Raw genomic sequence first — 26,692 nt, 5'->3', positions numbered from 1 at the left:
CCACATCTACTCCTGAAACTCCTCGCGGTCAGGGATCCGCGTGAAGGCAATCTTCGTGCCTGAAAATGTGCGCACGGTGTCCGGCGTGAAGCCGATCACCACCGAATCGCGGCCCCGCTTCTGATTGATCTCGTCCAACACGCGGCTGAGATGCTCACGCCGTTCACGTGAAGCCTCCTCAGTTCCAGATGTGAACAGATCAAGCTGCTGCGGCCGCGATTCCGCCTCTAGCCCCATCAGCGTCACCGACACCTTTTTCACCCGCTGCCAGCGGGCCTGCTGCATCACCCGCTGCCACAGCTCCGCCAGCACACGCGCCAGCACGATGCTGTCGCACGCTGGCTCAAACTTCGCCTGCGCCTCGCAGCGCGGACCGTCCTCCGTCCGCACGCTCAGGTGCAAGTACGTGGCCCGGTACTCCATGCGGCGCAGGCGGCTGGCCGCCTTCAGCAGAAGGCGCCGCGCCACGATGCCCGCCTCCGGTGGCGTGCGCAGTTCCGGGGCCAGCACATGACTGTGCCCCAGGGTGCGATGCTGCGCCGGCGGATCATCCTCCGAAGGCCCGCCATGCAGCGCATGCCAGAACCGATCCCCGCCCACCCCGCCCCAGGCCCGGTGCAGAGTCTCGCGCTCCGCCTCCCACAGATCCTGCATCGTGCGGATGCCGCAGGCATGCAGCCTGGGCTCCATGCGCCGACCGATGCCGCACAAGTCGCGCAACTCCAGCTCCAGCAACCTTCCCGGCAGTTCCTCCGCCAGCAGTGCCACCAGACCGTCCGGTTTCTGCATGTCCGAAGCCACTTTGGCCAGGAAACGGTTTGGAGCCAGACCCACCGAGCAGGTGATGCACTCTCCCACACGCTCCCGCAGACCGCGTTTGATGCGCTGCGCCAGATCCACCGCCGCTGGCAGCGGGCGACGCGGCTCGTCCAGCTTGCAGGCCATCTCGTCGATCGAGCAGATCACATGCACCGGAAAATGCCGCTCCACCTCCGTGATGACCTGATGGTGAAACTCCACATACACATCGTGGCCCGCCATCACCGTGATCAGCTCCGGGCAGCGGCGGCGCGCCTCGCCGATGTTCGTGCCCGTCTTGATGCCAAACTTCTTGGCCTCCTGGCTCGCCGCAATCGCGCAGGTCGCGTCCGTGTCCACCGGCACCACCGCCACCGGCTTTCCCCGCAGTTCCGGCCGCATCTGCTGCTCCACACTGGCAAAAAAGCTGTTCAGATCGAGGAACAGCCAGTCCACGAGCGGAGCAGGGGCAGAACTGGAGGTTGAGACAGGCATGGAATCCCCCACTCATGCCTCAAACTGAATACTGTTCAATAGAACTCATCCAGCAAACATCTCAGCGCTGTGCCAGCCCACCGCGCTCATCGGCACAAGAGAAGCGCAGCCGCTGCCAACACCGACCTAAAGCTTTCTTCATTTCATTCCCCTGCGTTGGCACAGGCGTGCCATCTCTCACATTTTATGACGCTCCCGTGAAGCTCACGCGCTCCAGCGAGCGTTATGCACCGCGCCTTGCCCATCCATGAAGTGCCCCGCCCTCGCCCTGCTCCTCACCATACCCGCCGCCGCTCAGACGCTGCCGTTTGGCGTGCCTCAGACGCCCTACGAAGGCACGGTCACCGCCAAGACCGAGACGAGCGACAGCCTGAAGATCACGGTTTCCAGTGGCGGGGCGGTGCACACCCTGATGCAGTCGGGAAGCCTGTCCGCACTAGCCCGGAAGGCCTTCCGGCAGCTCCAGGTCGGCTGTGTGTACTCCTTTCCTCAGCGCTTCAACCTGCCGACGGATGAATCGAAGTCTTTCAAGCTGGCACGACTGCTCGATCTCGAAAAACAGCCGCCCTTCCGGGCGCTCGTGGATGACCTGCGCATTGAAGAAAACCGCGTCTCCCTGTTTCTGCTCTGCGCCGACGGCCGCAGACTGCATTTCCGCCAGGAGGGCGGCAAGGGGCGCGACCAGGCCCGGCAGCTCGTCGCGGCGCTGCAACCCGGCACGAGCTATGAATTCCCCGCCTGTTTGAAGCCTGCACCATCAACCTCGGAAACGACCCAGCGCGATCCCGTCCTGAGCCAATACATCGGCGAATGGCGTGGCACGCTGGAGGGCGATACCGGCTGCTTCATCTCCCTGAACTGTGTGTGGAAAGCGGACGGCCAGGGCTTCTGGCGCGAGATCCTATTCGACAACAGCAGTGCCGACCCACCGCTCATCGACGTGGCCATCGTGACGGCTGATCCGGCCACCGGTCGCTACCTTGCCACCCCTCCTCGGGACCGGGACCAGCCCGCCACGGAGAGCACCTACGACGCGGCCACCCGCACCTTCACCACCCGCCTGCCCTCTCCCGATCCGGGCGTCACCCGCCTCAACACGGCCACCTTCACCAACGATGACCGGATCGACTGGAAAACCACTGCCCTCGATGCCTCCGGCGTGGTGCTTTCCACCACCCGCGGCAGCTACCAGCGCATGGTGGCGTCCCACCCGAGGGCCACTCCAATCACGTCAAACCCTGGCTCGGTACAAATGGTGACCACCACCCAAAACAGCTCCCCGGCCGGAATGGGGACGCAAAGCATGAGCATCACAACGACCAACACCATCACCCCCAGCTTGCATAAGAAGGAGCGCACGCTCCTCGAACTGCGCGACCTGTCGCCGTTTCGCGGTAAAATCACCGCCTTGGATATCGGCGCGGATTCCCTCAGCATCACCATCGAATGCGGGGACGACCGCCAGTATCTCATCCATCACCAGCGCGATGAACAGTGGGAGCAGCATCTCAGCATCGCCAAACGATTTAAACTGGAGGAGACCTTCGAGTTTCCTGACATCGTCGCCGCTGACTACACCGCACTCGCTGGTGAAGTGAAACCCAGTGATGCCATGCGCGCGCTAGCCCCCTTCATAGGCGAATGGCGCGTCTTCTGGGACTCCGGGCCGATGAAGGGGGCTGCCTCCAAAAGCATCGTCCGCTGCTTCTGGAAAAACGACGGCAACGGCCTCTGGCGGGAATTCGTCATGCCAGAGTCCACCGAGGAGCGAAACGGTCAAAAGCTCACCCTCCCCGCCCGCACGACGACCAGCCTCACCACCTACGATGCCGCCAAGGGGCACTACATTGAGCGTGCATCATCTCCGACAGCGCTCCCCACCCATTTCACGGCCACCTGGGACGCCTCCGGGCAGGTGTGGTCCCAGAAAGCCGAGAGCTCACATCCCAAGCCCGGCACCCAGATCAACGGCATCCGTCGGTTGGTGTCACCGGACCGCATCGACTACAACCTCAAGCAAACCCAGGCCGACGGCACCCTCATCGACGAAGCCGTCGGCCACTACGAACGCATTAAGCCCTGATCTCATGACCCCACGCACAGGAATTATCGCCGGCGGCAATTTCATCATCGACCACGTCAAGCTCATCGACGCCTGGCCGGAGCAGGACATGCTTACCTTCATCCGCAGCGAGACCTCCTCCAATGGCGGCGGTCCTTACAACGTGCTCAAGGACCTGGCCGCGATGCGCGTCGGCTATCCGCTGGAGGCGGCGGGGCTGGTGGGCAAGGACGCAAATGGCGACTGGATGCTGCGCGACTGCCGTGACGCAGGCATCGACACGACACAACTGCACCAGACCGACGCCGCGCCCACGAGCTACACGGACGCCATGACCGTCACCAGCACCGGACGGCGCACGTTTTTTCATCAACTCGGCACCAATGCCGTGCTGGGGGAGGCGCACTTCGACTTCAGCCGCACGCAGGCCAAGATCTTCCACCTCGGCTACCTGATGCTGCTCAGTGAGATGGACCGCCTGCTCGAGGATGGGCGCAGCATCGCCAGCCGCGTGCTGGAGGCCGCGCAGCAGGCCGGACTGCTCACCAGCGTCGATTTGGTAAGCGCGGATCACGCGCAGTTCCGCCAGATCACCGAGGCCTCCCTGCCCTTCACCGATTATCTCATCGTGAACGAGATCGAGGCCGGGAAAGTCCTCGAACGCGACCTCAAGAGCACCCTGCCCGGCCTTGACGCCATCCAGGAGGCCGCGCGGGCGCTGCTCGCGAAGGGGGTGCGGCGCGAGGTCATCATCCACTTCGAAGCCGGGGCCGTGGTGGCGGAGAAAAACGGGGACGTGCATCATCAGCCCTCGTTGCGGCTGCCGAAAGGCTTCATCGCCGGAGCCACCGGCGCGGGCGATGCATTTGCGGCGGGTTACCTGCATGGCACGCATGAGAACTGGCCGGTGCCCGAGCGATTGAAGCTCGCCGTGTGCACCGCCGCCGCCTGCCTCACGCATCCCACGCCCTCGCAAGGCCTACGGCCCGTCGCGGAGTGTTTGAGGCTGGCGGAGGAGCTGGGTTTTGGCGAAGCAAGGTAGCCGTCTCGCTCCGCGAGACGAGCCTGCGGCTTGCATCGGCACGTCCCTCTGCTGAATTTCGAGGCCGCCGTGTGTCAGCGGCTGCACTCAGCTCATCTTGCGGAGCAAGATGGCTACTTTGCTGTCGCACACGCCGCGCGGCCATGCTAAACCCCGCGCATGTCCTCACCCCTCTTCAATCTCTCCGGCAAAGCAGCACTCGTCACTGGCGGCAGCAAAGGTCTCGGCAAGGCGATGGCCCGCGGCTTCGCCGAAGCAGGTGCCGATGTCTTCATTTCCAGCCGCAACGCGGACGAGCTCAAAGCCGCCGCCGCTGAAATCGGCGCGGGGTTGAGCGTCAAAGTGGAGTGGATGGTGGCGGACATGGCCGACCGTGCCGCGGTCAAAGCGCTGGCCGTCGAAGCTGAAAAGCGCCTCGGCAAGATCGACATCCTGGTCAACAACGCCGGCATCAACAACCCGCAGGCCATTGATGAAATCACCGACGAGGTCTGGGATCGCAACGTCGAGGTGGATCTCACCGCTGTGATGAGCCTGACCCGCGCCGTGGTGCCCGGCATGAAGGCGCGGAAGTGGGGTCGCATCATCCACATCTCCAGCGTGCTCGGCGTCGGTGGACGTTTGAAGCGGAACGTGTATTGCGCCTGCAAGGCCGCGCTCATCGGCCTCGCTCGTGCCAGTGCGCTCGATCTCGGCCCTTATGGCATCACCGTGAACTGCCTCTGCCCCGGCCCCTTCCTCACCGACATGCCCGGCAAGCTGCTCAACGACGAGGAGAAGCAATACTTCGCCGACCGCACCGCCGTGAAACGCTGGGCCGCACCCCGCGAACTCGCCGGCCCGGCCCTCATGCTCGCCAGCGAAGCCGGCAGCTACATCACCGGCCAGGGCATCGTGGTGGATGGCGGCGCGGCGGTGAATGTGCTGTGAGGAGCGAATTCACACGATCAGCATGCAGTCCCCATAGCTGAAGAAGCGGTAGCGTTCGTGAATGGCCTCGGCGTAGGCCTGCATCGTCAGATCTTTCCCCGCGAAGGCGCTGACCAGCATGATGAGCGTGGATTTCGGCAGGTGGAAGTTCGTGAGCAAACCACCGGCGACTTTGAACTCGAAGCCGGGATGGATGAAGATGTCCGTGCTGCCGCGGGTGGCGATGACGCGACCGTGATCGCGGGCAACCGTCTCCAAGGTGCGCATGGCGGTGGTGCCGATGGGGATGACGCGTCTGGCGCTTTGAACCGCCAGGGCTGTGGCTTCCGAGACTTCATAGACCTCGGAGTGCATCTTGTGGTCGGCGATGTTTTCCACCTTCACCGGTTGAAAGGTGCCGACGCCGACGTGCAGCGTCACAAAGCAGTGCGGCAGTGTTTGCAGCACCTCCGGCGTGAAGTGCAGGCCCGCCGTGGGCGCGGCGATGGAGCCTTCCTGCCGCGCAAACACGGTTTGATAGCGTTCGCGGTCCGCAGGCTGGTCTTCGCGGCCCATGTAGTGCGGCAGGGCCAGGTGGCCGTGCTTGGACTCATCCACCACGCGGTCGAACTCGATGATGCGGTCGCCGTTCTCCTCCAGAATCTCGACCACGGTGCCCGTGGCCTCGCCAATCGGCACCGAGTGGCCGATGCGGAACTTTTTCCCCGGCCGCACCATGCAGCGCCAGCGGGTGGGAGTCAGCGGCTCCAGCCGCAGCACCTCGTGGCCGTGATTCGTGAAGTAACGGGCCGGAACGACCCGCGTGTCGTTCAACACGAGCCGGTCTCCGGCTGCGGCGGAGATGAACTGGCCGATGTCCCGAAACATCCGGTGCTCAATCTGCCCCGACCCGCGATGCAGCACCATCATCCGCGACGCCGAACGATCCACCAGCGGTTCACTGGCGATGAGTTCAGGCGGCAGGTGGTAGTCGAAGTCGGCGGTCAGCATCAAGCTGCGAGCTTGGCCTTCACGCTGTCAACGGTCAAGCTTGGTCAAGGCTGCGCCGTCAAGCATGGTACAGGATCGAGCCGCTGGTAACTACGACGCTTGACCCTCTTGACCATTCCTTGACATCTCAACCACCGTCCGATCAGGCCCAAACTTTGTCCTTCCCTTCCGCCGCCGGTCCCGCCTATAAACTCGCACCACTTCACCAACCAACATCATGCCTGACAAAAAGCTCAACATCGCCGTCGTCGGCCTCGGATTCGGGGCGGAATTCATCCCCATCTGGCAGCGTCATCCGCTCACGAACTGCCACGCCATCTGCCAGCGCGATCCGAAGAAGCTCAACGCCATCGGCGACGCCTTCGGCGTGAACGTGCGCTACACGGACTTCAAGGAGATGCTCAAGGACCCGACCATCGACGCCGTCCACATCAACTCGCCCATTCCCGATCACGGCTGGATGAGTATCGCCGCACTGAAAGCGGGCAAGCACGTCGCCTGCACGGTGCCGATGGCCACCAGCATCGAGGACTGCAAAAAGATCTGCGACCTCGTCAAAAAGACCGGCCTCAAGTACATGATGATGGAGACCGTCGTCTATGCTCGCGAGTACCTGTTCATGAAGGAGCAGCTCGATCAGGGCAAGCTGGGCAAGCTGCAGTTTGTGCAGGCCTCGCATCAGCAGGACATGGACGGCTGGCCGAACTACTGGCCCGGTCTGCCGCCGATGTGGTATGCCACGCACTGCGTCGGCCCGGTGGCCGGATTGATCGGCAAACCCGCCGAATATGTGAGCTGCTTCGGCTCCGGCACCGTGCGCAATGAATTGCAGAAGTGCTACGGCTCGCCGTTTGCCGTCGAAACGGCGCACATCAAGTTCAAGGGCACCGATGTGAACGCCCGCATCATCCGCAGCCTGTTCGACACCGCCCGCCAGTATCGCGAAAGTATCGACGTGTATGGCGACAAGGTCTCCATCGAATGGCCGCTCGTGGAGCATGAGCCGCTCGTGATGCACCGCGCCAAACTGCCGGAGCACAAGATTCCGAAGTTCGTGAAGGCTCCCGACTTTGCCAAGCGTCTGCCAGCACCGATCCGCCGCTTCACCACGAAGGGCGTCTATGATCTCGGCAAGAAGACGCACCTCAGCTTCACGCAAGGCAGCGGCCACGGCGGCAGTCATCCGCATCTCGCGAATGAATTCGCCAACGCCCTCGCTGAAAAGCGCCAGCCTTTCCCGAATGCCGCGCAGTCTGCCAACTGGACCTGCGTGGGCCTGTGCGCCCATCAATCCGCGCTGGCGGGTGGCAAGATCGTGAAGCTGCCGGGGTTCACGCTCGGGTGAGTCCGTAGAAGAAGGCGTGAGCCTTCCAACGTTCGGAGGAACGCTCACGCGTTCTTCTACAACAGCGCCTCAAATCCATTCCTTGATCACGCGTCCGGCCACATCCGTGAGCCGGAAATCACGGCCTTGGAAGCGATGCGTGAGGCGCAGGTGATCGAAGCCGAACTGATTCAAGAGCGTGGCGTGGAAGTCGTGCAGGTCCACGGGATCGCGCACGATGCTCCAGCCGATTTCGTCGGTCTCGCCATAGATCTGACCGCCTTTGATGCCACCACCGGCGGCAAGCATGGTGAAGGCGAAAGGATGGTGATCACGCCCGGTGGCGTTCGGATTGCCGCCACGATTCTCACCAAGCGGCGTACGGCCAAATTCACTGCCCCAGATGACCATCGTGTCCTCCAGCATGCCGCGTTGCTTCAAATCCTTCAGCAGCGCGGCGATGGGCTGGTCGGCCATGCCGGCGTTGTAGCTGAGTTCGTTGTTGAGGTCGCTGTGATGATCCCAGCTTGCATGCATGAGGCTGACAAAACGCACGCCGCGCTCGACGAGACGCCGCGCCAGCAGACAGTTCTTGGCGAAGGCTTGATACTGCCCCGGACCGCCGCCGCGCGAAGCCTTGATCGGCGGATCTTTGCGATTCACACCGTACATTTCAAGCGTCTGCGGACTTTCGTCCTTCAGGTCGATCAATTCCGGCGCGGAGGACTGCATGCGGAAAGCCAGCTCATACGCGGCGATGCGGCTGGCGATCTCAGGATCGCGCAGATGCTCGTAGCGGCTTTGATTCAGCTCCATGAGCGTGTCGAGCCCCTTGCGCTGAAGATTCATCGGGATGCCGGGAGGATTTTTCAAATTGAGCACCGGCTCGCCTTGATTGCGGAACAACACACCCGCGTAAGTGCTCGGCAGGAAGCCGCTTTGCCACAGTGAAGCGCCGCCGCTGGTGCCGCGACCGGCGCTGAGCACGACATATCCCGGCAGATTGCGCGACATGCTGCCGAGGCCGTAATTCAGCCACGAACCGATTGTCGGCAGACCAAACTGAGCACGACCGCAATGCAACACGAGCTGGCCGGGATGATGATTGAACTGATCCGTGTGCAGGCTGCGGATCATGAGCCAGTCGTCGGCATGCTTCGCCATGTGCGGCAGCAGATCGCTGAAATCCATGCCGCACTGGCCGTGCTTGGCGAACTTGCGCGGACTGCCCATCAGCTTCGCGGTTTCTTTGCGGATGAAGGCAAAGCGCACATTCTTCGTCAGGCTCTCTGGCAGAGCCTGGCCGTTCAATTCGTTGAGCTTCGGCTTGGGATCGAACAGATCCACCTGGCTCGGCCCGCCCTCGAAGAAGATGAAGATGCAGTTCTTCGCCTTGGCCGGAAAATGCCCCGCCTTCGGCGTCAACGGGTCAATCACTCCCCTCGAATCCATCGCCGAGGCCCGCGAGATGAGTCCTTCCTCCGTCAACAAGGCACCCAAGGCCAGCGCACCGATACCATTGGCGCTGGTGGCAAGGAATTCACGGCGTTTGAGGAGGAGTTGCTGCTCAACAGGATGCATGTGGGAATAACGCAGCATGCGCGCCGGAACTAGCACTCCCAGCCAGCCCGCGCCTCGGCTATGATTCGACGCCGCTGCGATGGATGCGTTTGCGGCACGGCCTGGCGCACGTTGTCGGTACGCATGGCTTCCTCATTCCAATCATTCCTCCGCGCTCTCAAACACATCCGGCACGGGCGCGTGCTGGGAAACCCAGGCAAGGGCGTCTTCTTTGGATTTGAGGGTGCCTTCGAGCTGCAGGGTTTGGATCGTGGTCAGAAGACGGCCCATGGCTTTGCCGGAATGCCAGCCGAGGGCGATAAGATCGGCCCCGGCGAGGATGCGCGGGGGCAGCAGCGGCTCGCTTGCAAACTCCTGCTTCTTAGCGACGAGGAAGTCGTAGTTGTCCGTGAAGCCGTTGGAGCCGAGGCAATCGACGCGGTGCAGGGCCAGTTCGTCTTCAAACGACGGACGCGCCATGAAGCGGCGCAGTGTCGCGGTGCGCATCTTTTGCACGTTCATGAAGGCCATGTGGTTCTCCACGGCTACCACAGCGGGCTCAATGACGTCATTGGGGAATTTCAGGCGGCGCAGGATATCGCCGGTCATCTCGGCGCCGAGTTTGTCGTGGCCGTTGAAACGAATGCGACCGGTGTCCGCGTCGCGGGTCTGCGTGGCGGGTTTGGCGATGTCATGCAGCAGCACGCTCATGACCAAAGGCAGCGAGGCCTCGGCGGGCAGCAGGCTGAGCATGAGACGGGTGTGAATGAAGACATCCCCCTCGGGATGGAACTGAGGAGGCTGCTCGCAGCCTTGCAGCGCGAGGATTTCCGGCAGGAACTGCGCCATGAGGCCGCTGTTCACCAGCAGGTCGAAACCGCGCACGCGGTTCGGGCTGAGCATGGTTTTGACGAACTCCTCGCGGATGCGCTCGATGCTGACGCTCTTGATCTTTTCGGCCAAGCCACAGATCGATTCCCAAGTGGCATGCTCGATGTCAAAACCGAGCACCGTGGCGAATCGCACGGCGCGAAGCATGCGCAGATGGTCTTCTTCGAAACGATCTTTTGCCACGCCAATGGCGCGCAGCAGGCCCATGCGTAGATCGACCTGACCGCCGACGTGGTCGATGACACGATCCGTCAGTGGATCGAAGAACAGGCCGTTGATGGTGAAGTCGCGGCGTTGAGCGTCGAGTTCCGGCGTGGAGTAGGCCACGCTGTCCGGCCTGCGGCCATCGCTGTAACTGCCATCGCTGCGGAAGGTGGCGACTTCGACATGCTCATGGTTCAGACGCACGATGACGACGCCGAAATGCGCGCCCACCGTTTGGGCGCCGGGAAAGAGCTTGATGACCTGCTCCGGCGTGGCGCTGGTGGCGACGTCGTAGTCCTTCGGTTCGCGCCCCAGCAGCATGTCCCGCACGCAACCGCCCGCCAGCAGAGCGGTGTGGCCTGCTTGGGTGAGTTTTTCGATGATCTGGACTGCGGTTTGGCGCATACCGGCGATGTTTCATCGCTCCCAGCTCAAAGTGCAAGGTTCCTTCGGGTTTCCGCTGTTCAAACCACGCTCTCGCGTTACAATCGCGGCCCTTATCATGGACCCGCTCATCGAACTGCTTCGCAACAACTCCAACCGCACTCCCAAGGAGATCGCCCTCGCCATGGGTATCTCGGAAGCCGACGTCGTCGCGCAGATCGCGGCAGCGGAGGCCGATGGCACGATTTTGGGTTACAGCGCGGTGGTGGATCGTCTGAAGGCAGGGGACCGGCGGGTGACGGCCTTGATCGAAGTGCGCATCTCTCCAGAACGCGATGGCGGCTTTGACCGTCTGGCCCGTCGCATCTCAAAATTCGATCAGGTGCGCGACTGCTACCTGATGAGCGGCGGTTATGACCTCGCGGTGATCGTGGAGGGCAAGGACCTGCTCGATGTGGCGACCTTTGTGGCCGAAAAGCTCAGCACCCTCGGTGGCGTGCTGTCCACGGCCACGCGCTTTCAATTGAAGGCGTACAAAGAAAACGGGTTCCTGTCGAATGATGGCGGCGACGAGGAGCGCCTGCCGGTGAGTCCGTGAGTGGAGAGGAACCCGAGGTCATGGAATACGACAACAAAATTTCGCACATCATTCGCGACCTGCCGCGCTCCGGCATCCGCGATTTCTTTGAACTGGTCATCGGCCGCAGCGATGTCATATCGCTCGGTGTTGGTGAACCCGATAAACCGACCCCATGGCCGATTCGTGAGGCGGTGATCCGCTCGCTTGAAAAAGGCCAGACGAGCTACACCTCTAACCTTGGCCTCGAATCGCTGCGCATCTTGATCAGCGAGTACGTCACCAAGCACTTCCGCACCACTTACGATCCGAAGACGGAGATCCTCGTCACCGTCGGTGTATCCGAAGCGCTCGACATCGCCTTCCGTGCGGTGCTGAATCCGGGAGATGAAGTCATCTATCATGAGCCGTGCTATGTGAGCTACTCGCCCAGCATCAAGATGGCCTACGGCGTGCCCGTCGTGGTGCAGACCCGTGAAGAGAACGAATTCGCGCTCATGGCCGCCGATGTGGAAGCGGCAATCACGCCGAAGACGAAGGTCATCGCGATGAACTTCCCCACGAATCCGACGGGTGGCATCATGCCGGAGGAGGAACTGGCAAAGATCGCTGCGCTGGCCGTGAAGCACGATCTCCTGGTCTTCACCGATGAGATTTACAGCGAACTGCTGTACGACGGACGCAAACACAAAAGCATCGTCGAATACCCAGGCATGCGTGAGCGTACCGTGCTGCTGCATGGCTTCAGCAAGGCCTTTGCCATGACCGGCTGGCGTCTCGGCTACGCCTGCGCTCCAGCGCCACTGCGCGAGGCGATGATGAAGATTCATCAATACTGCATGCTCTGTGCCCCGATCATGAGCCAAGTAGCCGGCATTGAGGCTTTGAAAATGGGTGAAACCGCCTACGAGGATATGCGCCAGAGCTATGAGCAGCGCCGCAACCTCATCGTCAGCCGCCTCAACGGCATGGGCCTGCACTGCTTCAACCCCGGCGGCGCGTTCTACGTCTTCCCGGACATCCGCAGCACCGGCCTGACCAGCAAAGACTTCGCCATTCAACTCTTGGAGAAGAAAAGCGTGGCCGTCGTCCCCGGCAGCGCCTTCAGCAGCGCCGGCGAAGGCTTTGTCCGTTGCTGTTACGCGACCGCGCCCGAACTCATCGCGAAGGCGATGGATTTGATGGAGGAGTTCGTCAATGAGGTGCGCGGTAAGTAACACGCGTAGCCTCCCTTCCCGACCATTGACGCATCCCATCACGCTTGCCATCCTCGCCCCTATGAAATCCACCCTGCTCGCCGTTCTCGCCCTCGTTTTCACCATGACTACCGCCACCCTCGCCGCCGACGCCCCTTACCGCCACGTTGTGTTCTTCAAGTTCAAGGACAGTGCCACGACGGAACAGGTGCAAGGCTTGGAGCAGGCCTTCATCGAGTTGGCCAAGAAGATCGACACCGTCAAAGCCTTTGAGTGGGGCACGAATGTCAGCCCTGAAGGCCTGAATGACGGTTTCACGCATTGCTTCTTCGTGACCTTTGCCGACAAGGCCGGGCTCGATGCTTATCTGCCACACGCCGCACATCAGGAGTTCGTTTCCAAGCTCAAGCCGCAGCTCGACAAGGTCTGCGTCCTCGACTACGTCGCGAAATAAGTCAGCCGCAAACGGCGCAGTCATCGCGACGAGGCAGACGCACCTTGCGGAACTGCATTGTCGCGAGATTCATCGAAAGCATCTCGCCCTGCAAGGTCGTGCCGAGGCCAGTGATCAGTTTGATCACCTCCATCGCTCCCACACAGGCGGCTGTGCCAGACACCGCGCCGAAGACCGGGAACTGTCTCTTCCAGGTCGGCGGCACCTCGGGCACATAACAGGCGAGGCAGCCGGTCTTGCCGGGCACAAAGGTCGTCACGCTAGCCTCCAGCGTGTGCATGGCGCACTCGATCATCGGCTTGCGGGCACGGAAGGCGGCCGCGTTCAGCGCCAGCCGCTCCTGAAACATGGGCGCTGCATCCACCACCAGATCCGCCTGCGCCACCAAGGCATCCGCATTGGCCTCGCTGACGTTTTCCGGCACGCCGACGATGTCGCAGCGCGGATTCAGCTCCCGCAGGCGGCGCACGATGGATTCGATGCGCGGCTTGCCGATGTGATCGTGGGTTTGCAGAAGCTGACGGTTCAGATCTGAGGGCTGCAACTCCCCGCCATGCGCCAGGATAAGCCTGCCGACGCCCGCAGCAGCCAGTTCAAGCGCCACCAGCCCCCCCAGACCGCCCACGCGTGAGATGAGCACCGACGTGGCCTTGAGCTTGCGCTGTCCTGCCTCCCCCATGCCGGGCACCCACATCTGCCATTCGTAAACGGCTTGTTCTTCAGAGGTGAGAGCAGGGAGATCAGACATGGAATTCAGCCAGGACAAACGGAGGGATGAAGTATTTCTCAACATTTTTCAACGTTCGTCCAACGATGCGCACTAACAGGCATGAACAGTTCGTGCGGGGCTCTTAACCGCCCTCCATAGACTGGGTCTTGAGAGTGATTGGTTGTTAACTGAAACCCTGCCTCACCGCAGGATTAAGTTGAGGTTGATCAAACCAGGGGCCGGACGGAATCGGGAGCCGTCCGGCCCCAATTTTTTTTGACGGATCAACCGGCGGTCGTGGTGGTCTGCACCCAGGCGGTCTCCCCGCACCATTCGCGGGCCATTTCGGCCATCTCAGCAGCCTGTGCCGGTGTCTCGGTCACGGCAAACATCGTGCTGCCAGAGCCGGACATCAGCGCGGCCCGGACCTGGCCATGCTCCAGCAGCCAGCTTTTAAGCGTGGGCAGCAGCAGGTACTTTTCAAACACCGGGCGTTCCAGGTCGTTCACCATCGCTCCCCAGGGGCAGAGCTGTGGCGTGTAAAGCACGCCGGGAATTTCTTTCGAGCCCGCCCAACGTTTGTAAGCCCAAGGCGTGGGAATGGGAAACGGCGGCTTGATCAGCACCAGCGGCAGTTGCCAGGGAAACTCCGCCGGAGTCACCTGCTCGCCGCGTCCAGCGCCATCCGCCGCCGGAGTGTCGAGAAGAAAGCACGGCACATCCGAACCGATCTGCGCCCCCAGCTCGATCAATTGTGCCAGCGAAAGCGGATTTCCGGTGAGTTCGTTGCAGGCCTTCAGCACGGTGGCCGCGTTGCCACTGCCGCCGCCGAGACCTGCCCCGGCGGGGATTTTCTTCTCCAAATGGATGCGCCAGGAGGATTGTTTGCCAGTGCGGCTTTCGAAGGCACGGAGAGCTTTCATGGCGAGGTTCGACTCATCCAGCGGCACACTCGGCTCCGAACAGGTCAGGCGCACGTCCGTGCCCGCGCCGCGATGCTCGACTTCGACGAGGTCGCCCAGCGCCAGTCGGCACAGGCGGGTCTGCACCTCATGGAAGCCGTCCGGACGTTTGCCCAGGACACGCAGCCAGAGATTGATTTTGGCAGGAGAATGAAAAGTCATCGCGGATCAGTTTGACGGCCCAGCAGCGCGAGCATGCGCCCAGTGCGGCCCTTTTCCATGCGGTAGGAATAAAACCGGCGCAAATCCGAAGACGTGCAAACGCCTGGGTCATGCACCCGCCCGGCGGGCACGCCTGAATCGAGCGCCTGCTGCCGGATCTGCGCCGCGAAGTCGATCTCGTAGGCCGGAGGCCGGATGCACGGGCTGAGTTGGACGACTAGGTCAGCCGGATTCGTGCCGTAGTGCTGCTGCATCAAGGCAATGGCCCGCGCCGTGATGCCGAGTTCGGAGCCTTTTTTGCCCGAATGCACCACGCCAAACGCCCCGGTGCGCGCATCCGCCAGATACACCGCGCAGCAGTCCGCCACATAGATGCCGATCACGAGGCCAGGAGTGTTGGAAACGATACCGTCGGCGCCAACCGCCAGCTCGCTTTGCGGGACATTCACCACCGCCACCTCGCAGCCATGCACTTGCTCGGCAATGCACAAGGCTGAGCCTTGGAAGCCCATCTCCTCCACCTGCTCCCGATGCCAGGCCCACAACCGCTCCACCACCACCGAACGCTCCGCGTCCACATCGATCTCCGCATGCCGCAGCGTGAAACGGTGCGCAAAACCGGGCAGCGCCTCAAGGGCGGGAAAGGTCATCCAGGACATGGCTTATCCAAGCCGGGGATGACGCCGGAGGCAAGGCTGTTGAGGCAAGAGACTGGATTGCAGATGCCATTCGGACCCTCGGGCAGTTTCACCGGCGCGTTCACTTGCACGGATGCCTCGTTTGATCCCCCCCGATTAAACACAGGAGGCAGCCTCGCACGACTTCAGGGTTTGATCAGCTCGACGGCCGCCGGATGCTGCTTGAGCCAGCGCTACGCCGCCGTGGCCTCACGTTCCTTCCAATCCTGAAAGTGCTGCGTCAGACTCTGCTGGAGGCGTGCCTTGTTTTGCAGGGAAAGGAGCATGTCCAGGGCGGCGGGCGGGTCGCTGGCGGCCAGCATGCTGGCCACTTGCTCGGTACCCAGGTCTTTTTCCAGACCGGCCGGCTGCTGTTTCACCCACAGCTTGGCGTTGTCCAAGTCCGTCCGGCACCAAGTCTCGAAGAGGCTCTCCAGCATGATGCTACGCTCATTCTCAGCCTTGATCTTTCGGGTCCAGGCCAGTGCCTCCAGCGGGTAATCCGAGCCCCAGATTTCCATCACTTGTCCCAGGGCGGTTTCACGCTCATCGCCGGTCAGGTTTGCCTGTGCCCAGTCCAGCGCGGCTTTCGGGTTGTAGCCAGCCCATTCACTGACGATGGCCAGTTTGGCTTCCCGGACGAGTGATTCGTCCTGGACCTGCTTCAGCCAAGCAGCAGCGGCGACTGGATCTTGCCGTCCCCACCTCGCCACCGCACGCGGTAGCAGCCAGATGTTTTCAGGATGGCTCATCAGCCACTCAGCGGCTGGACGGTGAGCATCATCCGCCCATTTCAAGACAGCCTCAGAGAGACTAAGATCACGCAGGTTTCCTTTCGGCAGCTTGACGGCCCATTCGGCGGCGTCACGGGCGTGATTTCCCGCCCAGGTTTCGATGACTTCCGTGAGGGCGAAAATTTTATCAGACTCATTGGAATGCCCCAACGCCCACTTCGCCGCCACGAGAGGCTCCGTACGAGCCCATACCTTGCCGATCCGGGCAATGGCAGCCCTGCGGTAGGAGCCGAAGAGATTTTGAACGGCCCAATCTCCGGCGGACTTGGGCGCTTCCCTCGTCCAGCCTTCGAGAGCCTCCGCATAAGCCGAGGCACGGCTTTCCCCTTCGGGAATGTTCTGACAGGCCGCAAGAGCCCCCTGCGGGCCTTTTCGGCCCCAGGCGCGGAGCAAGGACATGCCAAAAACTTGTTTATCCGGCAGGAAGTCGAAGATTTCGAGATGAAGCTGCCAGCCGCGTTGCGGATCACTGAGGCCCATCTCGCGGCCCAGTTCCGCCAGGCGCAGGTGGCGGAGTTCCATATCGTCCTCCTCTAACAAAGGGGTGATGCGGGCGGTCCACTCATCTTCAACAGCCACCTCCCCCTTGCTCCCGGCCGGAAGGGGCGTGCGCGAGGTGGGAGCGGAAGGTTTGCCCGTCTTCTGAACATCCACGGCAAAACCCAGCCCCACCAGGAGCGCAAGACAAAAGACCTCGCGCCAGATCGGATGAGCGCGGGCGGATCGCAGGATGGAATTCGTGTTCATGATGGCAGCGGGGTGGGTGTCATTAGACTGAAACCAAGAGGTCGGAAATTGAACCATCGTTCAACACGGCCGGAGGAGAGCCTGCGAATGTCTCCGTCCGGCTGCGCAGGATGGCTCCCAGCAGCGGGGCCGCAGGCACGGGCTTGAGCAGATAGGCGCAGGCACCCAGGGCCTTGACGCGCTCGCAGTTCCCCGCCTCGTCGTGGCCGGTGATGATGATCACAGGTGGATGCACGGGCCGTGTGCTGAGCGCTTTGAGCATGTCAAAGCCATCAAGCCCCGGCATGTGGAGGTCCATGATGATGCAGTGAAACTCGTTTCCCTCTTCAGCGGCGAGCAGGGCCTCCCCGGTTTGAAAGGCGGCGACGGCAAAGCCCTGGCTGCGCAGCAAACGCCCGAGGGCGGTCAGCATCTGGGCTTCGTCATCAAGCAGAGCAATAAGAGGCGGAGGACTCGAGATCACAGTCGATCATCCACCGGCCCGGACAGCGGCGAAATTGAACGAAGGTGCTAGATGATCGCGCTGCGGCGCATCCTTTCTCATCAGGCAGAGATAGAAAACGCAAAAGGCTCATTCCTCATCGCCAACATTGCTGGGGAAATTGGCTCTTGGGGCATCCGCAGCTTGTTCATGTGCCTTGTTCAGGTGTGCAGTGCTTTTCCGCCTCAAAGTTCATAACACGCTCGAGAGCTAACGATGTTCCATCTAGGGGTCTGTGCTCGGGTAGATCTCGCATCTTTCCAAAAAGATCAGATGGCAGTTCATGCCCTGCTTAATGCTGCCTGCAAAGAAAACTCAACAAGCTTGGTTGAGTGGCGCACCCGTCAGGATTCGAACCTGAAACCTTCTGATCCGTAGTTTCATCATTCCGTGTCTCAGCAAGTTTGCCCATGTTCGCTCATAATCGCCTTGAAGCCTTATAGATCAAGGATTACAGCACCATCTGGCGCGAACATGAGCAAACATTCGACATCAGGGATGAACCCAAAAAGTGTCCGATTAATGTCCGAGTCCGACACTCCGACAAAAGCGATCGGCAAGGGTGACACACGATACTGGCTCCAGGCTGGCAAGCTCGTTACCGACCCACGGAGCACCTACTTTTCCTGCAAGATTCAGGTCAGCGGACGTCGGGAGTCTTTCCCGCTCCGCACCGCCAACAAAAATGCCGCCGCCGCCAAATCAGCAAGAATCTTCGGGGACATTGTGGCGCTGGGATGGGATGCCGCGATTGCCAAGCACAAACCCGAGTCGGTGAAAATTAAGAAGGCGGCCCCTCTTGGCGCATGGCTTGAGGCGGTAAAGTCCACTGCTGAATTCCGACCTGCGACATTTACGACCTATGCGCAATGCCTGCGGCAAATCGCCGCTGAGATCAAAGGTATCGGTGACCAACCCGCTCTCGACTCTCAGGGGCAACCCAAGTGCGACCGGAAACGTCGGCCTGTGTTCCTCTCCCGATTCGACTATCGTGCTGGGGGACGTGCCGCTTGGATCGCCAAGGTTGATACCCTCCCCCTCTCAGTGTTATCCGCCGCCGCAGTCCAACGCTGGAAGTTGGAGTACATCGGAAGGGCGGGCAGTGCCCCGGACGCCCGCAGGCGAGCAGAAAACTCTGCCGCCTCTTTGATCCGATGCGCACGATCGCTCTTTTCGCCAAAGGCACGGAAATTTGCGATAGCTGAACTTGTTCTGCCGGATCCGCTACCTTTTGCCGGAGTGGAACTTCCCAAAAAGGGCAACACCACCTACCAGAGCAAAATCAACGCCGTTGACCTGATCGAGGCTGCCCAGGCTGAACTGGCAGGTGAACCGCTCAAAATTTTTTACCTCGGCCTCCTCTGTGGGCTGCGAAAACGTGAGATCGACCTGCTCACATGGGCGCAGGTTGATTTTGGCAAGGGCGTCGTCCGCATTGAGCGCACCGAATACTTCCAGCCCAAAAGTGAGGACAGTTCCGGAGAGATTGACCTTGATGCCGAACTGCTGGCTTTGCTCCGGGGTTGGAATGCACAAGCCAGCGGGGCGTTCGTCATCGAATCCACCCGCAAGCCCAAGCACGAGACCAGCCGTGTGAACTACCGCTGCGAGCCACATTTTGAGACCTTATACGCATGGCTTCGCAAACAGGGCATCACCGCGCGCAAGCCGCTTCACGAACTCCGCAAGGAGCTCGGTGCGATCTTGGCCAGCAGCCAGGGCATCTTCGCCGCGCAGAGCGTTCTCAGGCACGCGCAAATCAGCACCACTGCCGCCTATTACACGGACAAGAAGCAACGAATCACTGCGAGGCTTGGAACACTATTGAAGAGACCGCAAGCACTAGAGGATTCGGTCGCAACCGCGCGAGAAAAAAGCGACTGACACACTCATCCCCAACACAAACCCATGAAATGGCTATACAATCGACCAGGTGTACCGACGGGGCTGCCAAGAGTGCTGTATTTCTCACCCACCGCCAAGAGCTCCAAGGGCATCTATGAAGAAACCGTCCCAAAATGCTACACGGCCCACCGAGCGCCGGAACTGGACGCAATCTATTGTCGGATAAAAGCAGGCAGATCATTCAGCCGGCTGGCACAATCGCTGGACATGGCGTTCATCGTCCCGTCTGGCAAACTTAGATACCTAATAGCCAACGGAGGCGCATTAGGTCTTGCCATGGATCCGCAGGACTATGAAAATGAATTTGGTTATCAAATATCCACCCAAAAAAGGGTCGATTGTATTTTCACAATGCGGACCTGTGCAGTGTTTGTTTATGAACTACAGTTGTCTATTCGTGCCATTCAGAGGAAGGCCAATCGCAAGTGGGCACGCCGTATCAACTGGGATTTGGAAGGGAAAGAATTTCTAAAAATCATGTCACGAACTGTTAAGCAGTTGCAAGGTCCTTTCGAACCAGAACCTCGTTTAAAAATGATTAAACTGTTGGATCAGAAATCAGGAAGCCAAAAAGTGCCGCTGGCAACAAGAGCAGTCGACGTTTTACTCGCACTGGCAAATGAATTGCAGCGAGCGCCCACTCGGTCAGAGCTGAAAGACCGTCTAGTTGAGTTGCACCCATCTCTCAAGATGAAGAATATTCCGATGGATAAGAAAAAGACGATGACAGCAACAATGAAGATGAAGGAGGAGAAGAAATTGAGGGACCGGAACAAGACCTTTTGGTCTGAACAGTTGAAGATTGCGGGTCTGGCCACGCTTTAACACGCGGGGGCTTTGAGGACACCATTTCGAACGAAGCGGTAAATGAGTAACGCTTGAATCTCCACAGGCCGCCTGTCATCCGCCGAGGGTTAGGAGTTGCCATGCTATGCTACTCCTTACCAATCTCTTGTCTCAAACAGGCATCCACTGTGGTCATGACGGCATCCATGTGAATATTAGGCGTCGCCATGAAACATGACGACCCCAAGTTCGATCCCCTTCTTACCCCAAAGCAGCTCGCAAAGCGCTGGCAGGTTGACCCAATAACAATCAGACGCTGGCGCAAAAGCGGCAAGCTTTCCGCTCATCATATCGGCAGAAGCGTTCGCTTCTCCCCCGAGGAGATCGCACGTTTCGAAGCCGAATCCAAAGTATAGCAAAAGAGCCGCCCCCCCTTTCGGGTTGCGACTCTCTGTGCTTTGGAAGGCATCAGAAGCTAACATGGAAGGGGTGCGGTGCAACCAAAAGCACCATATGAACACCCAATACGAAAGGGCACGGAGTGCCCTGCCCCTGCCGCAATTGATGCGGCTTCTCGGAGTCCCCAAGGACTCCATTCGCGCAAACGACGGTGATGTACGTTGTCCCTGGCATCACCGCCACAGGCACAACGATCAAAAGAAGTCGTGCAGCATCTATCGCAACATGACCCGCATCCACTGTTTCGTCTGCGGCTACAATTACGATGTCGTCCACTTCGTGGCTGCATGGCGGAAGAGCAGTGAAAAGGAAGCTTATGGCTTTTTCATGAAGAATGCGGAAGGTCGGCGGATCGCCGTACAGGACGAGAAGTACACTGAGTCCGAACAGGGCCTCGCACTTCCACAAGTCTGGGACCCGACTCCCACAGATTTGGAAGTGATCGCGTCGCTTCGTCAGATTGATGTCGGAGCGTTGCAGATGACTGTCAGCCTCGGCATTCTTCGCCGGGCGAAAGTTTGCACAGAACCTTCCTGGCTGCTGACCGATTCCGCAGGTTGTGTCGCGGAGGGGCGTACCTTGTCCGGTGCCTGGTATCCGGCGTTTGGCTCCCTTTCAGAGCGAAAGGCCCACACCATCCGGGGATCGAAGAAGGCCTGGCCAGTGGGATCTGCGCTTTTGCAACAGCACCCGTTCATCACATCAGTCATGTTGCTGGAAGGCGGGCCGGATCTGCTTGCTGCGTATCACTTCCTCCTCCGTTTCGGCTTCCGCAATGTTCTTCCCGTCGCCATGCTGGGGGCCAATGCGGGTCGTCACGGTATCGACCCGAGGGCGCTGCAACTGTTTCGCGGCAAGCATGTGCGCATTTATCCGCATAACGATTCCTCGGGATTGGATGGTCTCATCAAATGGCTTCCTCAGCTCAAAAAGGCTGGCTGCAAGGTAAGCCGCGCATCGTTCGCCGGCATCACGCGCCCGGATGGCACGCCAGCCAACGATCTTAACGATCTGACCTCCCGCCTTCCGGGATCACATGAACCCTACCGCTTTCTTTTCATATGAACACGACCTCTTCAAACAACGGCAATAACGCAGATTTCGCAGATTTTGGCATTGAGGGGAATGAGGAGAAGCCCTTTCCGGTTAAGTGCTTGCCGCCGGTTGCGCAGAACTATCTGCGCGAAATTTGCCGCGTTGACGGCGTGGGAGAAGCGCTGCCGGGAGCATGCATGCTTGGCACATTGTCCATGGCATTGGGCTCAGGGGTCGAACTTCATAACGGAAGACATCGCGTGAGAGGAAACTTGTTTGTACTGGGAGCTGCGCGAAGCGGCACCGGCAAAAGCGTTGTCTTCAACCGGGTCGCACAACCCTTTCTGGATTACGAGAAGAGTCTCGTGACGAATTGGCGTGAGAATGTACTGCCCGGTCTCAAAGCGAAGATCCGCATGCTTAAGCAGAGGCAGGACACCCTGCATAAGCAGGCGTCAAAACACCCTCAAACGTCCGAAGCTAGCCTGCAGGAACTCACGGATATTGAGAAGCAACTCGTAGAGTTGGAGCGCGGACTCCAGGAGCCTTGCCTGGTTTTTGGAGAGGCTACGCGTGAAAAGATTGTGCAGTTGGTAAGTCTCAGCCACAGGGAAACCCTCGCGTCCGCAAGTGCGGAAGCACGTGGCTGCATCAATGCCCTGATGGGGCGCTACAATGCCAAAACAGATGAGGATGTTTTCGTCGCGCTGTGGACTGGGGATTATTACAAGCTCAGCCGCATCCAGCGCCCCGACACGGTGCTGCACAATCCATGCCTTAGTCTGCTATGGCTAGTCCAGCCCGAGCTACTGGATCAACTTCTCTCTGTAGACGGCATGAGTGAAAGCGGCCTGCTGGCACGCACCTTTTTCTTTGAAGTCAGTTCTATACATCAGGAAATAAGGACGGATATTCCTATCAACCAATCCGCCGTGCATGCGTGGCAAGAACTTGTCACCTGGTTAGCAAGCGCCTCTTACTTCCAGCCCACGCCCTATGTGTTTTCTTGTCTGCCAGAGGTCGTGGAACTAATGGCGAACTTTAACACATGCTTGCTCGAGCGTAGGACTCCTGGGGGTGACCTGGCAGACGTGGACATCTTCGCTGCGCGGTGGGTCGAACAAACCTGGCGCATCATGTTGGTTCTCCTTGCGGCTAAACAGCATGGGCAACCCAATGCAATCGTTTCCATCGATACTGCTCGTGAAGCCATCCAGCTCATGGACTGGTTCGCCACGCAGCAGCTTCTGCTTCTGACTGCACGACGTGAAAAGAAGCGTGATGAACGATTCGAAGTTCTTGTGGATGTATTACGACGCAAACCTGAACAAAGCTGTTCCTTGCGCGACATGCGCCGCCGCCATCATTTCCAAGAGGCTGAAATTCAAAAGATTGCACAGGATCACCCGGACATATTGGTGATCAAGGACCTGAAGTCACAAGGGCCCGGGCGCCCCTCGCAGGGCGTTGTCATGCTTTAAATGGATGATCAAGTCACGACATGCCCCATGCCAAAATCTGCGTTATCTGCGAAATGCAGTCTTGGAGATGCGCCCATCATTCCTCATGACCAAAAATGACAGCGTGTTGTTGACAGCGCGTCAGCGGACCCGGAGCGTTTATTGTCAGCGTTTCGATTGCTCCGAACTTTGCGAACCAAAATCACACGCATGTGTGCATTGCTTCGAACTCTCTCATCCGAATGAGATTATGTCATCCGAGTCCTCCACCACCCATACTGCTGTTAAGTCTGTTCCCGTTGTACAAGCGGGAACACAAAGCCAACCACCTGCGCAGAAACGACCGCCGACCTGCGGCCCGGTCCTGGACAGTATTGCGGGCGACCTCCGGCTTCATCCGTACGACGTGACGCTGGCCATCGCCGCCATGCTGGGCAACATCGCAGGTCCGCATGCAGGATTCGTCACTCCGGATGGGGAACTCGTGAGACCCGGGTTGAGTGTACTGCAGTTGGATGACGGAGGCAGTACAACACACGCGTTTCCAGCCAGCCTTGTACAACCGTTGCGCGCACGTGTACAAATGATTCGTGAGCGGGCCGCCGGACACAACCGTCTTGTCATCGACCATCACGTCTTTGGTGTTGCTCCTGCCAGCTTGGACAAAATTCATAGCCCAGAGTTCCACTACTCGATGGAGATGCGTGCCCATGAACTGACAGAGTTTCAGGAGAAACTCCTCGCAATGAAGGACATTCCTTTGGAAAACTTCAACTACTACGGCTTGGGGGAGTCATGGGGCAATGATTGTACCGATACCCCCTGGGCAGCAGGCACTCCCGGGATCAACCATCTGCCTTCCCTGTTCGCGGAGCGGCTTGAGATCAACCAAGTGCCCGTACTTCTTCAGGAGTCATTGCACCGGGAGGCGTTCCTGTACATGCCGGTAGGAGGCATGTTCGGTCGTGTGGACTTGTTCTCATCCAAGCAGGAAGAGCAGGCTGTGCGCCTGTCGGCCTTGCTGCACGGTCAGGACATGCGGTTCCCTCCGCTGCATCCCCATCAAGGACATGGCACTTTTGCCACCGCTCGTACAAGCCTGTGGGGCAGCACCGATCTCGAGCGGATCGGAAGCATTGTGTCACGGGCCGAAAGTTCCTGGAACGACGTGCTGCGGCAGTGCCTGCTTTGGAGCTGTACAGGTCTCCAGGCCGGACAGACGTCCATCCAGCAAGTTCCAAGAGCCCGGGATGAGTACGTTTTGATACTGCACAAGCTGCTGGACCTGCGCTGCCACGGTACGCTCAAGAACCAGTGCCGGATAGCCCTGCCTCGGTCCGAGGTGAACAGCTATCGCGAACTAAGGGGCAAGATCCTGGACCGTATCGACCAGGCCGATGTACATGACCGCTCCTACTTGGTACAATTTCATGATCTGTTCGAGCGCCTGCTTTGGGTGCTGATACAATTTGCGAGCGAAGAGCATCCTTTTCATTACGACATGTGTGCTGCCAGATTGGCGCTGCACGCCCTCAAATCGCAACAGCGTGCGCTGAAGCAGGCAAGGGAGAAGGCGCAGGAAGCACGCCTTCGTGTACAAGGTGCCGTCATCCTTAGCGTGTTGAGCCGCAGAGGCCCGCTGACGTTCCGGGACATTCAGCGCGCCTCGAACAACCAGCGCAAGTCCGAATTGATGCCCGGTCTTGAACTGCTCATGCAACGCGGCCGCGTCCAGCAGGACACACATCACCGCTATGGCCTGGTCTCACGCGACGCGAACCCAACAGACTCCCTTGCCTCGTCTTCACCCACCACCCTGACACTCCCCCAATGACTCCCCCCATACCTCCCTTCGGCTTTGATTTCTGGCATAGTTACGATGACATCCTCGATTGCCTGCCTCCTGTACTTCGGGCACTGACCGCCAAGAGCGAAGAGGTCTTTGGACTCGCACCTGAGACGGTTGCCGCCTGTGGCCTGGCTCATCTAGCCGCGGCAGCAGGGCAATCCACCATGATGGACGACGGCACCGCCTTCAAATCGCCCGGGTTCAATTTCGTGGCCATTTCTGACCAAATGGGCTCTGGCGACGGATTGTCCTGCATAGGACGCGGTTGGATCGAGTACGCGAGCAGGCTGCGCACCATGCCTGGAGTGGCACAAAAGTCTGGTCAAAAGCCCGCGTCACGAACGCGAAGACCAGCCCTCCCGACGGGCACAGCACCAAGCCTCGCAGATGAGCAGGCCGTCGATGTACAACCGGTGGAGCAGATGAGTGCAACGGTTGATGTGCATCTGCTGAAGGACATGATCATGCGTTCTCCGGACCGGGCTGCGACCTTGATCCAAGGTGCGGGCGATCCGATTGAGGAATGGCCCCGTCTGAAGCCGGACATGCAGCGTCATCTGTCCTTGCTGCTGAGGCTGAGCTGGCAGGGCAGGCACTTGAAGCCCTGCCCCCGCAGTCCTGCACTCAAGGCTAGCCTGCTTTGTTTGTGGCAAACACAATCAGCCTCGTTGAAGAGGGCGTTTTTCAACCCGCAGAACCGGGGTCTGGACAATCCGCCGCCATTGCTGATCCACCGCATGAATGGCACTCCCCGGAGATTTCCGAACAACGATGTTCCCGAGGTGACGGCGTGGCAGCATCGGCTCAAATTAATGTTCACTCTCCGCCTTGGCGCGCCTGCCAGGGAAATGACGCTGGAATACCATGGCATTGCGGAGACGTTCTCGAAGCAGGTTCTTGAGGCAATGCAGTTCGTGCCAGACCCACTGCATCCATGGCTTGACTGGACGCCAGGCCTGCTGCCCAGGATGTACCATCTTCTGCTCCACGACTGGCATCTGACACAGGCACAAGCCCACCAAGGTCCCACCCCCTGCCCCTCGGACAAGGAACCCCGACATGTCCGCGAAGAATTGATCTACAAAGCCGCCATCCTCACGACATGGATGCTGCAAGAGCATTGCCATGCGCTTGAGAAGTTGATGGAGGAATCTTGGGTTGAAGGGCCTCCTGACACTCCTGACTTCACTGACCTTGAGCTTCCATGGGGCATTTTGGACTGCTTACGCGAGCACGGACCGCTTCTCCGGCGTCAATTGCAGAGGCATTTTCACCGAATGACTGCCAGGGATCGTGATGAAGCCCTGAGATATCTCCTTTCCCAAGGCGAGATCACTGAAACTCAGGATGGAAAGCTGATTTTGGCCGCCTAGGTCAAGGAATGAGGGGATTTGTCAGCGTGTCAGCGCATGCAATATACCCAATTCAACGTCAGTGCCGCGCAAGCCACTGACGGGCACTGCCAACGCGCCCAATGCCCACCACCGCGCATCACCGCCCCTTCAAAGGTGTCACCTTCACGCCCATCGCCTCAAGCAACATTTTTCCCATTTGCCGTGTTTTCTCATCGGCGGGTTTGGGTGGAAGCATACCGGCGAATCTCCCTTCAAAACTATCTGCGGGCATGTCTTCAACCCGGATCATGCAATAGAACAGTAGCAAAGAACCGGAGAGCCCTTCAAGGCAGGGAGTTGACGAGTCTGCAAGAATCACCGGAATGGTGAACCTGCCGATTGAATACTCTGACAAGCCGGTGACG

At 59.8% G+C, this 26,692-nt stretch carries 24 protein-coding genes; 14 read left to right on the top strand and 10 right to left on the bottom strand.

The features are described 5' to 3' along the window. Nucleotides 1-6: 6 nt before the first annotated feature. Complete coding sequence (locus ACILSI_RS15280) at nucleotides 7-1,293, bottom strand: Y-family DNA polymerase (RefSeq protein WP_395722759.1); 1,287 nt, start codon at nucleotides 1,291-1,293, stop codon at nucleotides 7-9. Nucleotides 1,294-1,540: 247 nt separating this feature from the next. Between ACILSI_RS15280 and ACILSI_RS15275 the strand changes: the two genes are divergently transcribed. The 3 genes from ACILSI_RS15275 to ACILSI_RS15265 all read left to right on the top strand — a co-directional run bounded on the left by ACILSI_RS15275 (nucleotide 1,541) and on the right by ACILSI_RS15265 (nucleotide 5,327). Continuing rightward, a complete protein-coding gene (locus ACILSI_RS15275) occupies nucleotides 1,541-3,376 on the top strand; it encodes a hypothetical protein (RefSeq protein ID WP_395722758.1) in 1,836 nt (611 codons plus the stop codon). Between the two features lie 4 nt (nucleotides 3,377-3,380). After that, the gene (locus ACILSI_RS15270) at nucleotides 3,381-4,397 is read left to right on the top strand and encodes a carbohydrate kinase family protein (protein ID WP_395722757.1); all 1,017 of its coding nucleotides are present in this window, start codon (nucleotides 3,381-3,383) and stop codon (nucleotides 4,395-4,397) included. 159 nt (nucleotides 4,398-4,556) lie between these two features. Further along, nucleotides 4,557-5,327 (top strand): SDR family NAD(P)-dependent oxidoreductase, encoded by a 771-nt coding sequence (locus ACILSI_RS15265; RefSeq protein WP_395722756.1) that lies wholly within the window; start codon nucleotides 4,557-4,559, stop codon nucleotides 5,325-5,327. 9 nt (nucleotides 5,328-5,336) lie between these two features. On the opposite strand, the gene queA is transcribed toward ACILSI_RS15265, so the two are convergent. Then, on the bottom strand, nucleotides 5,337-6,317 hold the full coding sequence (gene queA, locus ACILSI_RS15260; protein WP_395722755.1) for a tRNA preQ1(34) S-adenosylmethionine ribosyltransferase-isomerase QueA: 981 nt from the start codon (nucleotides 6,315-6,317) through the stop codon (nucleotides 5,337-5,339). 217 nt (nucleotides 6,318-6,534) lie between these two features. Here queA and ACILSI_RS15255 point away from each other — a divergent pair, with 217 nt between their 5' ends. Beyond that, nucleotides 6,535-7,662 carry a Gfo/Idh/MocA family protein gene (locus tag ACILSI_RS15255; protein WP_395722754.1) on the top strand — a complete coding sequence of 376 codons (1,128 nt, stop codon included), beginning with the start codon at nucleotides 6,535-6,537 and terminating at the stop codon, nucleotides 7,660-7,662. Nucleotides 7,663-7,731: 69 nt separating this feature from the next. Here the strand turns inward: ACILSI_RS15255 and ACILSI_RS15250 are convergent, their stop codons facing one another. Further along, nucleotides 7,732-9,222 carry a DUF1501 domain-containing protein gene (locus ACILSI_RS15250; protein ID WP_395722753.1) on the bottom strand — a complete coding sequence of 497 codons (1,491 nt, stop codon included), beginning with the start codon at nucleotides 9,220-9,222 and terminating at the stop codon, nucleotides 7,732-7,734. 141 nt (nucleotides 9,223-9,363) lie between these two features. Continuing rightward, nucleotides 9,364-10,701 (bottom strand): CCA tRNA nucleotidyltransferase, encoded by a 1,338-nt coding sequence (locus ACILSI_RS15245; protein ID WP_395722752.1) that lies wholly within the window; start codon nucleotides 10,699-10,701, stop codon nucleotides 9,364-9,366. Nucleotides 10,702-10,798: 97 nt separating this feature from the next. On the opposite strand from ACILSI_RS15245, the gene ACILSI_RS15240 reads away from it, so the two are divergent. The 3 genes from ACILSI_RS15240 (at nucleotide 10,799) to ACILSI_RS15230 (ending at nucleotide 12,907) form a co-directional block, all read left to right on the top strand. Further along, nucleotides 10,799-11,278: an Lrp/AsnC family transcriptional regulator gene (locus ACILSI_RS15240; RefSeq protein WP_395722751.1), complete on the top strand. Its 480-nt coding sequence runs from the start codon at nucleotides 10,799-10,801 to the stop codon at nucleotides 11,276-11,278. Between the two features lie 20 nt (nucleotides 11,279-11,298). Then, nucleotides 11,299-12,474 carry an aminotransferase class I/II-fold pyridoxal phosphate-dependent enzyme gene (locus tag ACILSI_RS15235; protein WP_395722750.1) on the top strand — a complete coding sequence of 392 codons (1,176 nt, stop codon included), beginning with the start codon at nucleotides 11,299-11,301 and terminating at the stop codon, nucleotides 12,472-12,474. Between the two features lie 61 nt (nucleotides 12,475-12,535). Next, entirely contained in the window at nucleotides 12,536-12,907 is a 372-nt protein-coding gene (locus ACILSI_RS15230) for a Dabb family protein (protein WP_395722749.1), read from the top strand. A gap of 1 nt (nucleotide 12,908) precedes the next feature. Here ACILSI_RS15230 and ACILSI_RS15225 read toward each other — a convergent pair whose 3' ends face one another. The 5 genes from ACILSI_RS15225 to ACILSI_RS15205 form a co-directional block, all read right to left on the bottom strand. After that, nucleotides 12,909-13,655, bottom strand: a complete 747-nt coding sequence (locus ACILSI_RS15225; protein WP_395722748.1) for a HesA/MoeB/ThiF family protein — start codon at nucleotides 13,653-13,655, stop codon at nucleotides 12,909-12,911. A gap of 245 nt (nucleotides 13,656-13,900) precedes the next feature. Beyond that, nucleotides 13,901-14,740, bottom strand: a complete 840-nt coding sequence (ispE, locus tag ACILSI_RS15220) for a 4-(cytidine 5'-diphospho)-2-C-methyl-D-erythritol kinase (RefSeq protein WP_395722747.1) — start codon at nucleotides 14,738-14,740, stop codon at nucleotides 13,901-13,903. Next, complete coding sequence (locus ACILSI_RS15215; protein WP_395722746.1) at nucleotides 14,737-15,399, bottom strand: polyphenol oxidase family protein; 663 nt, start codon at nucleotides 15,397-15,399, stop codon at nucleotides 14,737-14,739. Before ACILSI_RS15215 ends, ispE begins: the two co-directional genes overlap by 4 nt. 212 nt (nucleotides 15,400-15,611) lie before the next feature. After that, nucleotides 15,612-16,958 (bottom strand): hypothetical protein, encoded by a 1,347-nt coding sequence (locus tag ACILSI_RS15210; protein WP_395722745.1) that lies wholly within the window; start codon nucleotides 16,956-16,958, stop codon nucleotides 15,612-15,614. A 22-nt stretch (nucleotides 16,959-16,980) separates the two neighbouring features. Then, nucleotides 16,981-17,421, bottom strand: coding sequence for a response regulator transcription factor (locus ACILSI_RS15205; RefSeq protein WP_395722744.1), 441 nt, complete (start codon nucleotides 17,419-17,421; stop codon nucleotides 16,981-16,983). A 492-nt stretch (nucleotides 17,422-17,913) separates the two neighbouring features. Between ACILSI_RS15205 and ACILSI_RS15200 the strand changes: the two genes are divergently transcribed. The 7 genes from ACILSI_RS15200 to ACILSI_RS15170 all read left to right on the top strand — a co-directional run bounded on the left by ACILSI_RS15200 (nucleotide 17,914) and on the right by ACILSI_RS15170 (nucleotide 26,306). Beyond that, entirely contained in the window at nucleotides 17,914-19,323 is a 1,410-nt protein-coding gene (locus tag ACILSI_RS15200; protein ID WP_395722743.1) for a tyrosine-type recombinase/integrase, read from the top strand. Between the two features lie 24 nt (nucleotides 19,324-19,347). Continuing rightward, nucleotides 19,348-20,169 (top strand): hypothetical protein, encoded by an 822-nt coding sequence (locus ACILSI_RS15195; protein ID WP_395722742.1) that lies wholly within the window; start codon nucleotides 19,348-19,350, stop codon nucleotides 20,167-20,169. Nucleotides 20,170-20,357: 188 nt separating this feature from the next. Beyond that, nucleotides 20,358-20,546: a helix-turn-helix domain-containing protein gene (locus ACILSI_RS15190; RefSeq protein WP_395722741.1), complete on the top strand. Its 189-nt coding sequence runs from the start codon at nucleotides 20,358-20,360 to the stop codon at nucleotides 20,544-20,546. Between the two features lie 97 nt (nucleotides 20,547-20,643). Then, entirely contained in the window at nucleotides 20,644-21,654 is a 1,011-nt protein-coding gene (locus ACILSI_RS15185) for a hypothetical protein (RefSeq protein WP_395722740.1), read from the top strand. Then, nucleotides 21,651-23,105, top strand: coding sequence for a DUF3987 domain-containing protein (locus tag ACILSI_RS15180; RefSeq protein WP_395722739.1), 1,455 nt, complete (start codon nucleotides 21,651-21,653; stop codon nucleotides 23,103-23,105). The genes ACILSI_RS15185 and ACILSI_RS15180 overlap by 4 nt, the downstream gene beginning before the upstream one ends. Before the next feature lie 85 nt (nucleotides 23,106-23,190). Further along, entirely contained in the window at nucleotides 23,191-24,918 is a 1,728-nt protein-coding gene (locus ACILSI_RS15175; protein WP_395722738.1) for a hypothetical protein, read from the top strand. Next, the gene (locus ACILSI_RS15170) at nucleotides 24,915-26,306 is read left to right on the top strand and encodes a hypothetical protein (RefSeq protein WP_395722737.1); all 1,392 of its coding nucleotides are present in this window, start codon (nucleotides 24,915-24,917) and stop codon (nucleotides 26,304-26,306) included. The genes ACILSI_RS15175 and ACILSI_RS15170 overlap by 4 nt, the downstream gene beginning before the upstream one ends. Nucleotides 26,307-26,424: 118 nt before the next feature. Here ACILSI_RS15170 and ACILSI_RS15165 read toward each other — a convergent pair. Next, the coding region (locus ACILSI_RS15165) for a hypothetical protein (protein ID WP_395722736.1) at nucleotides 26,425-26,692 on the bottom strand (268 nt) is incomplete at its 5' end.

This window comes from Prosthecobacter sp., from assembly GCF_044232965.1.
Classification (GTDB): Bacteria; Verrucomicrobiota; Verrucomicrobiia; order Verrucomicrobiales; family Verrucomicrobiaceae; genus Prosthecobacter.
This window is presented reverse-complemented; position numbering and strand designations above follow the sequence as displayed.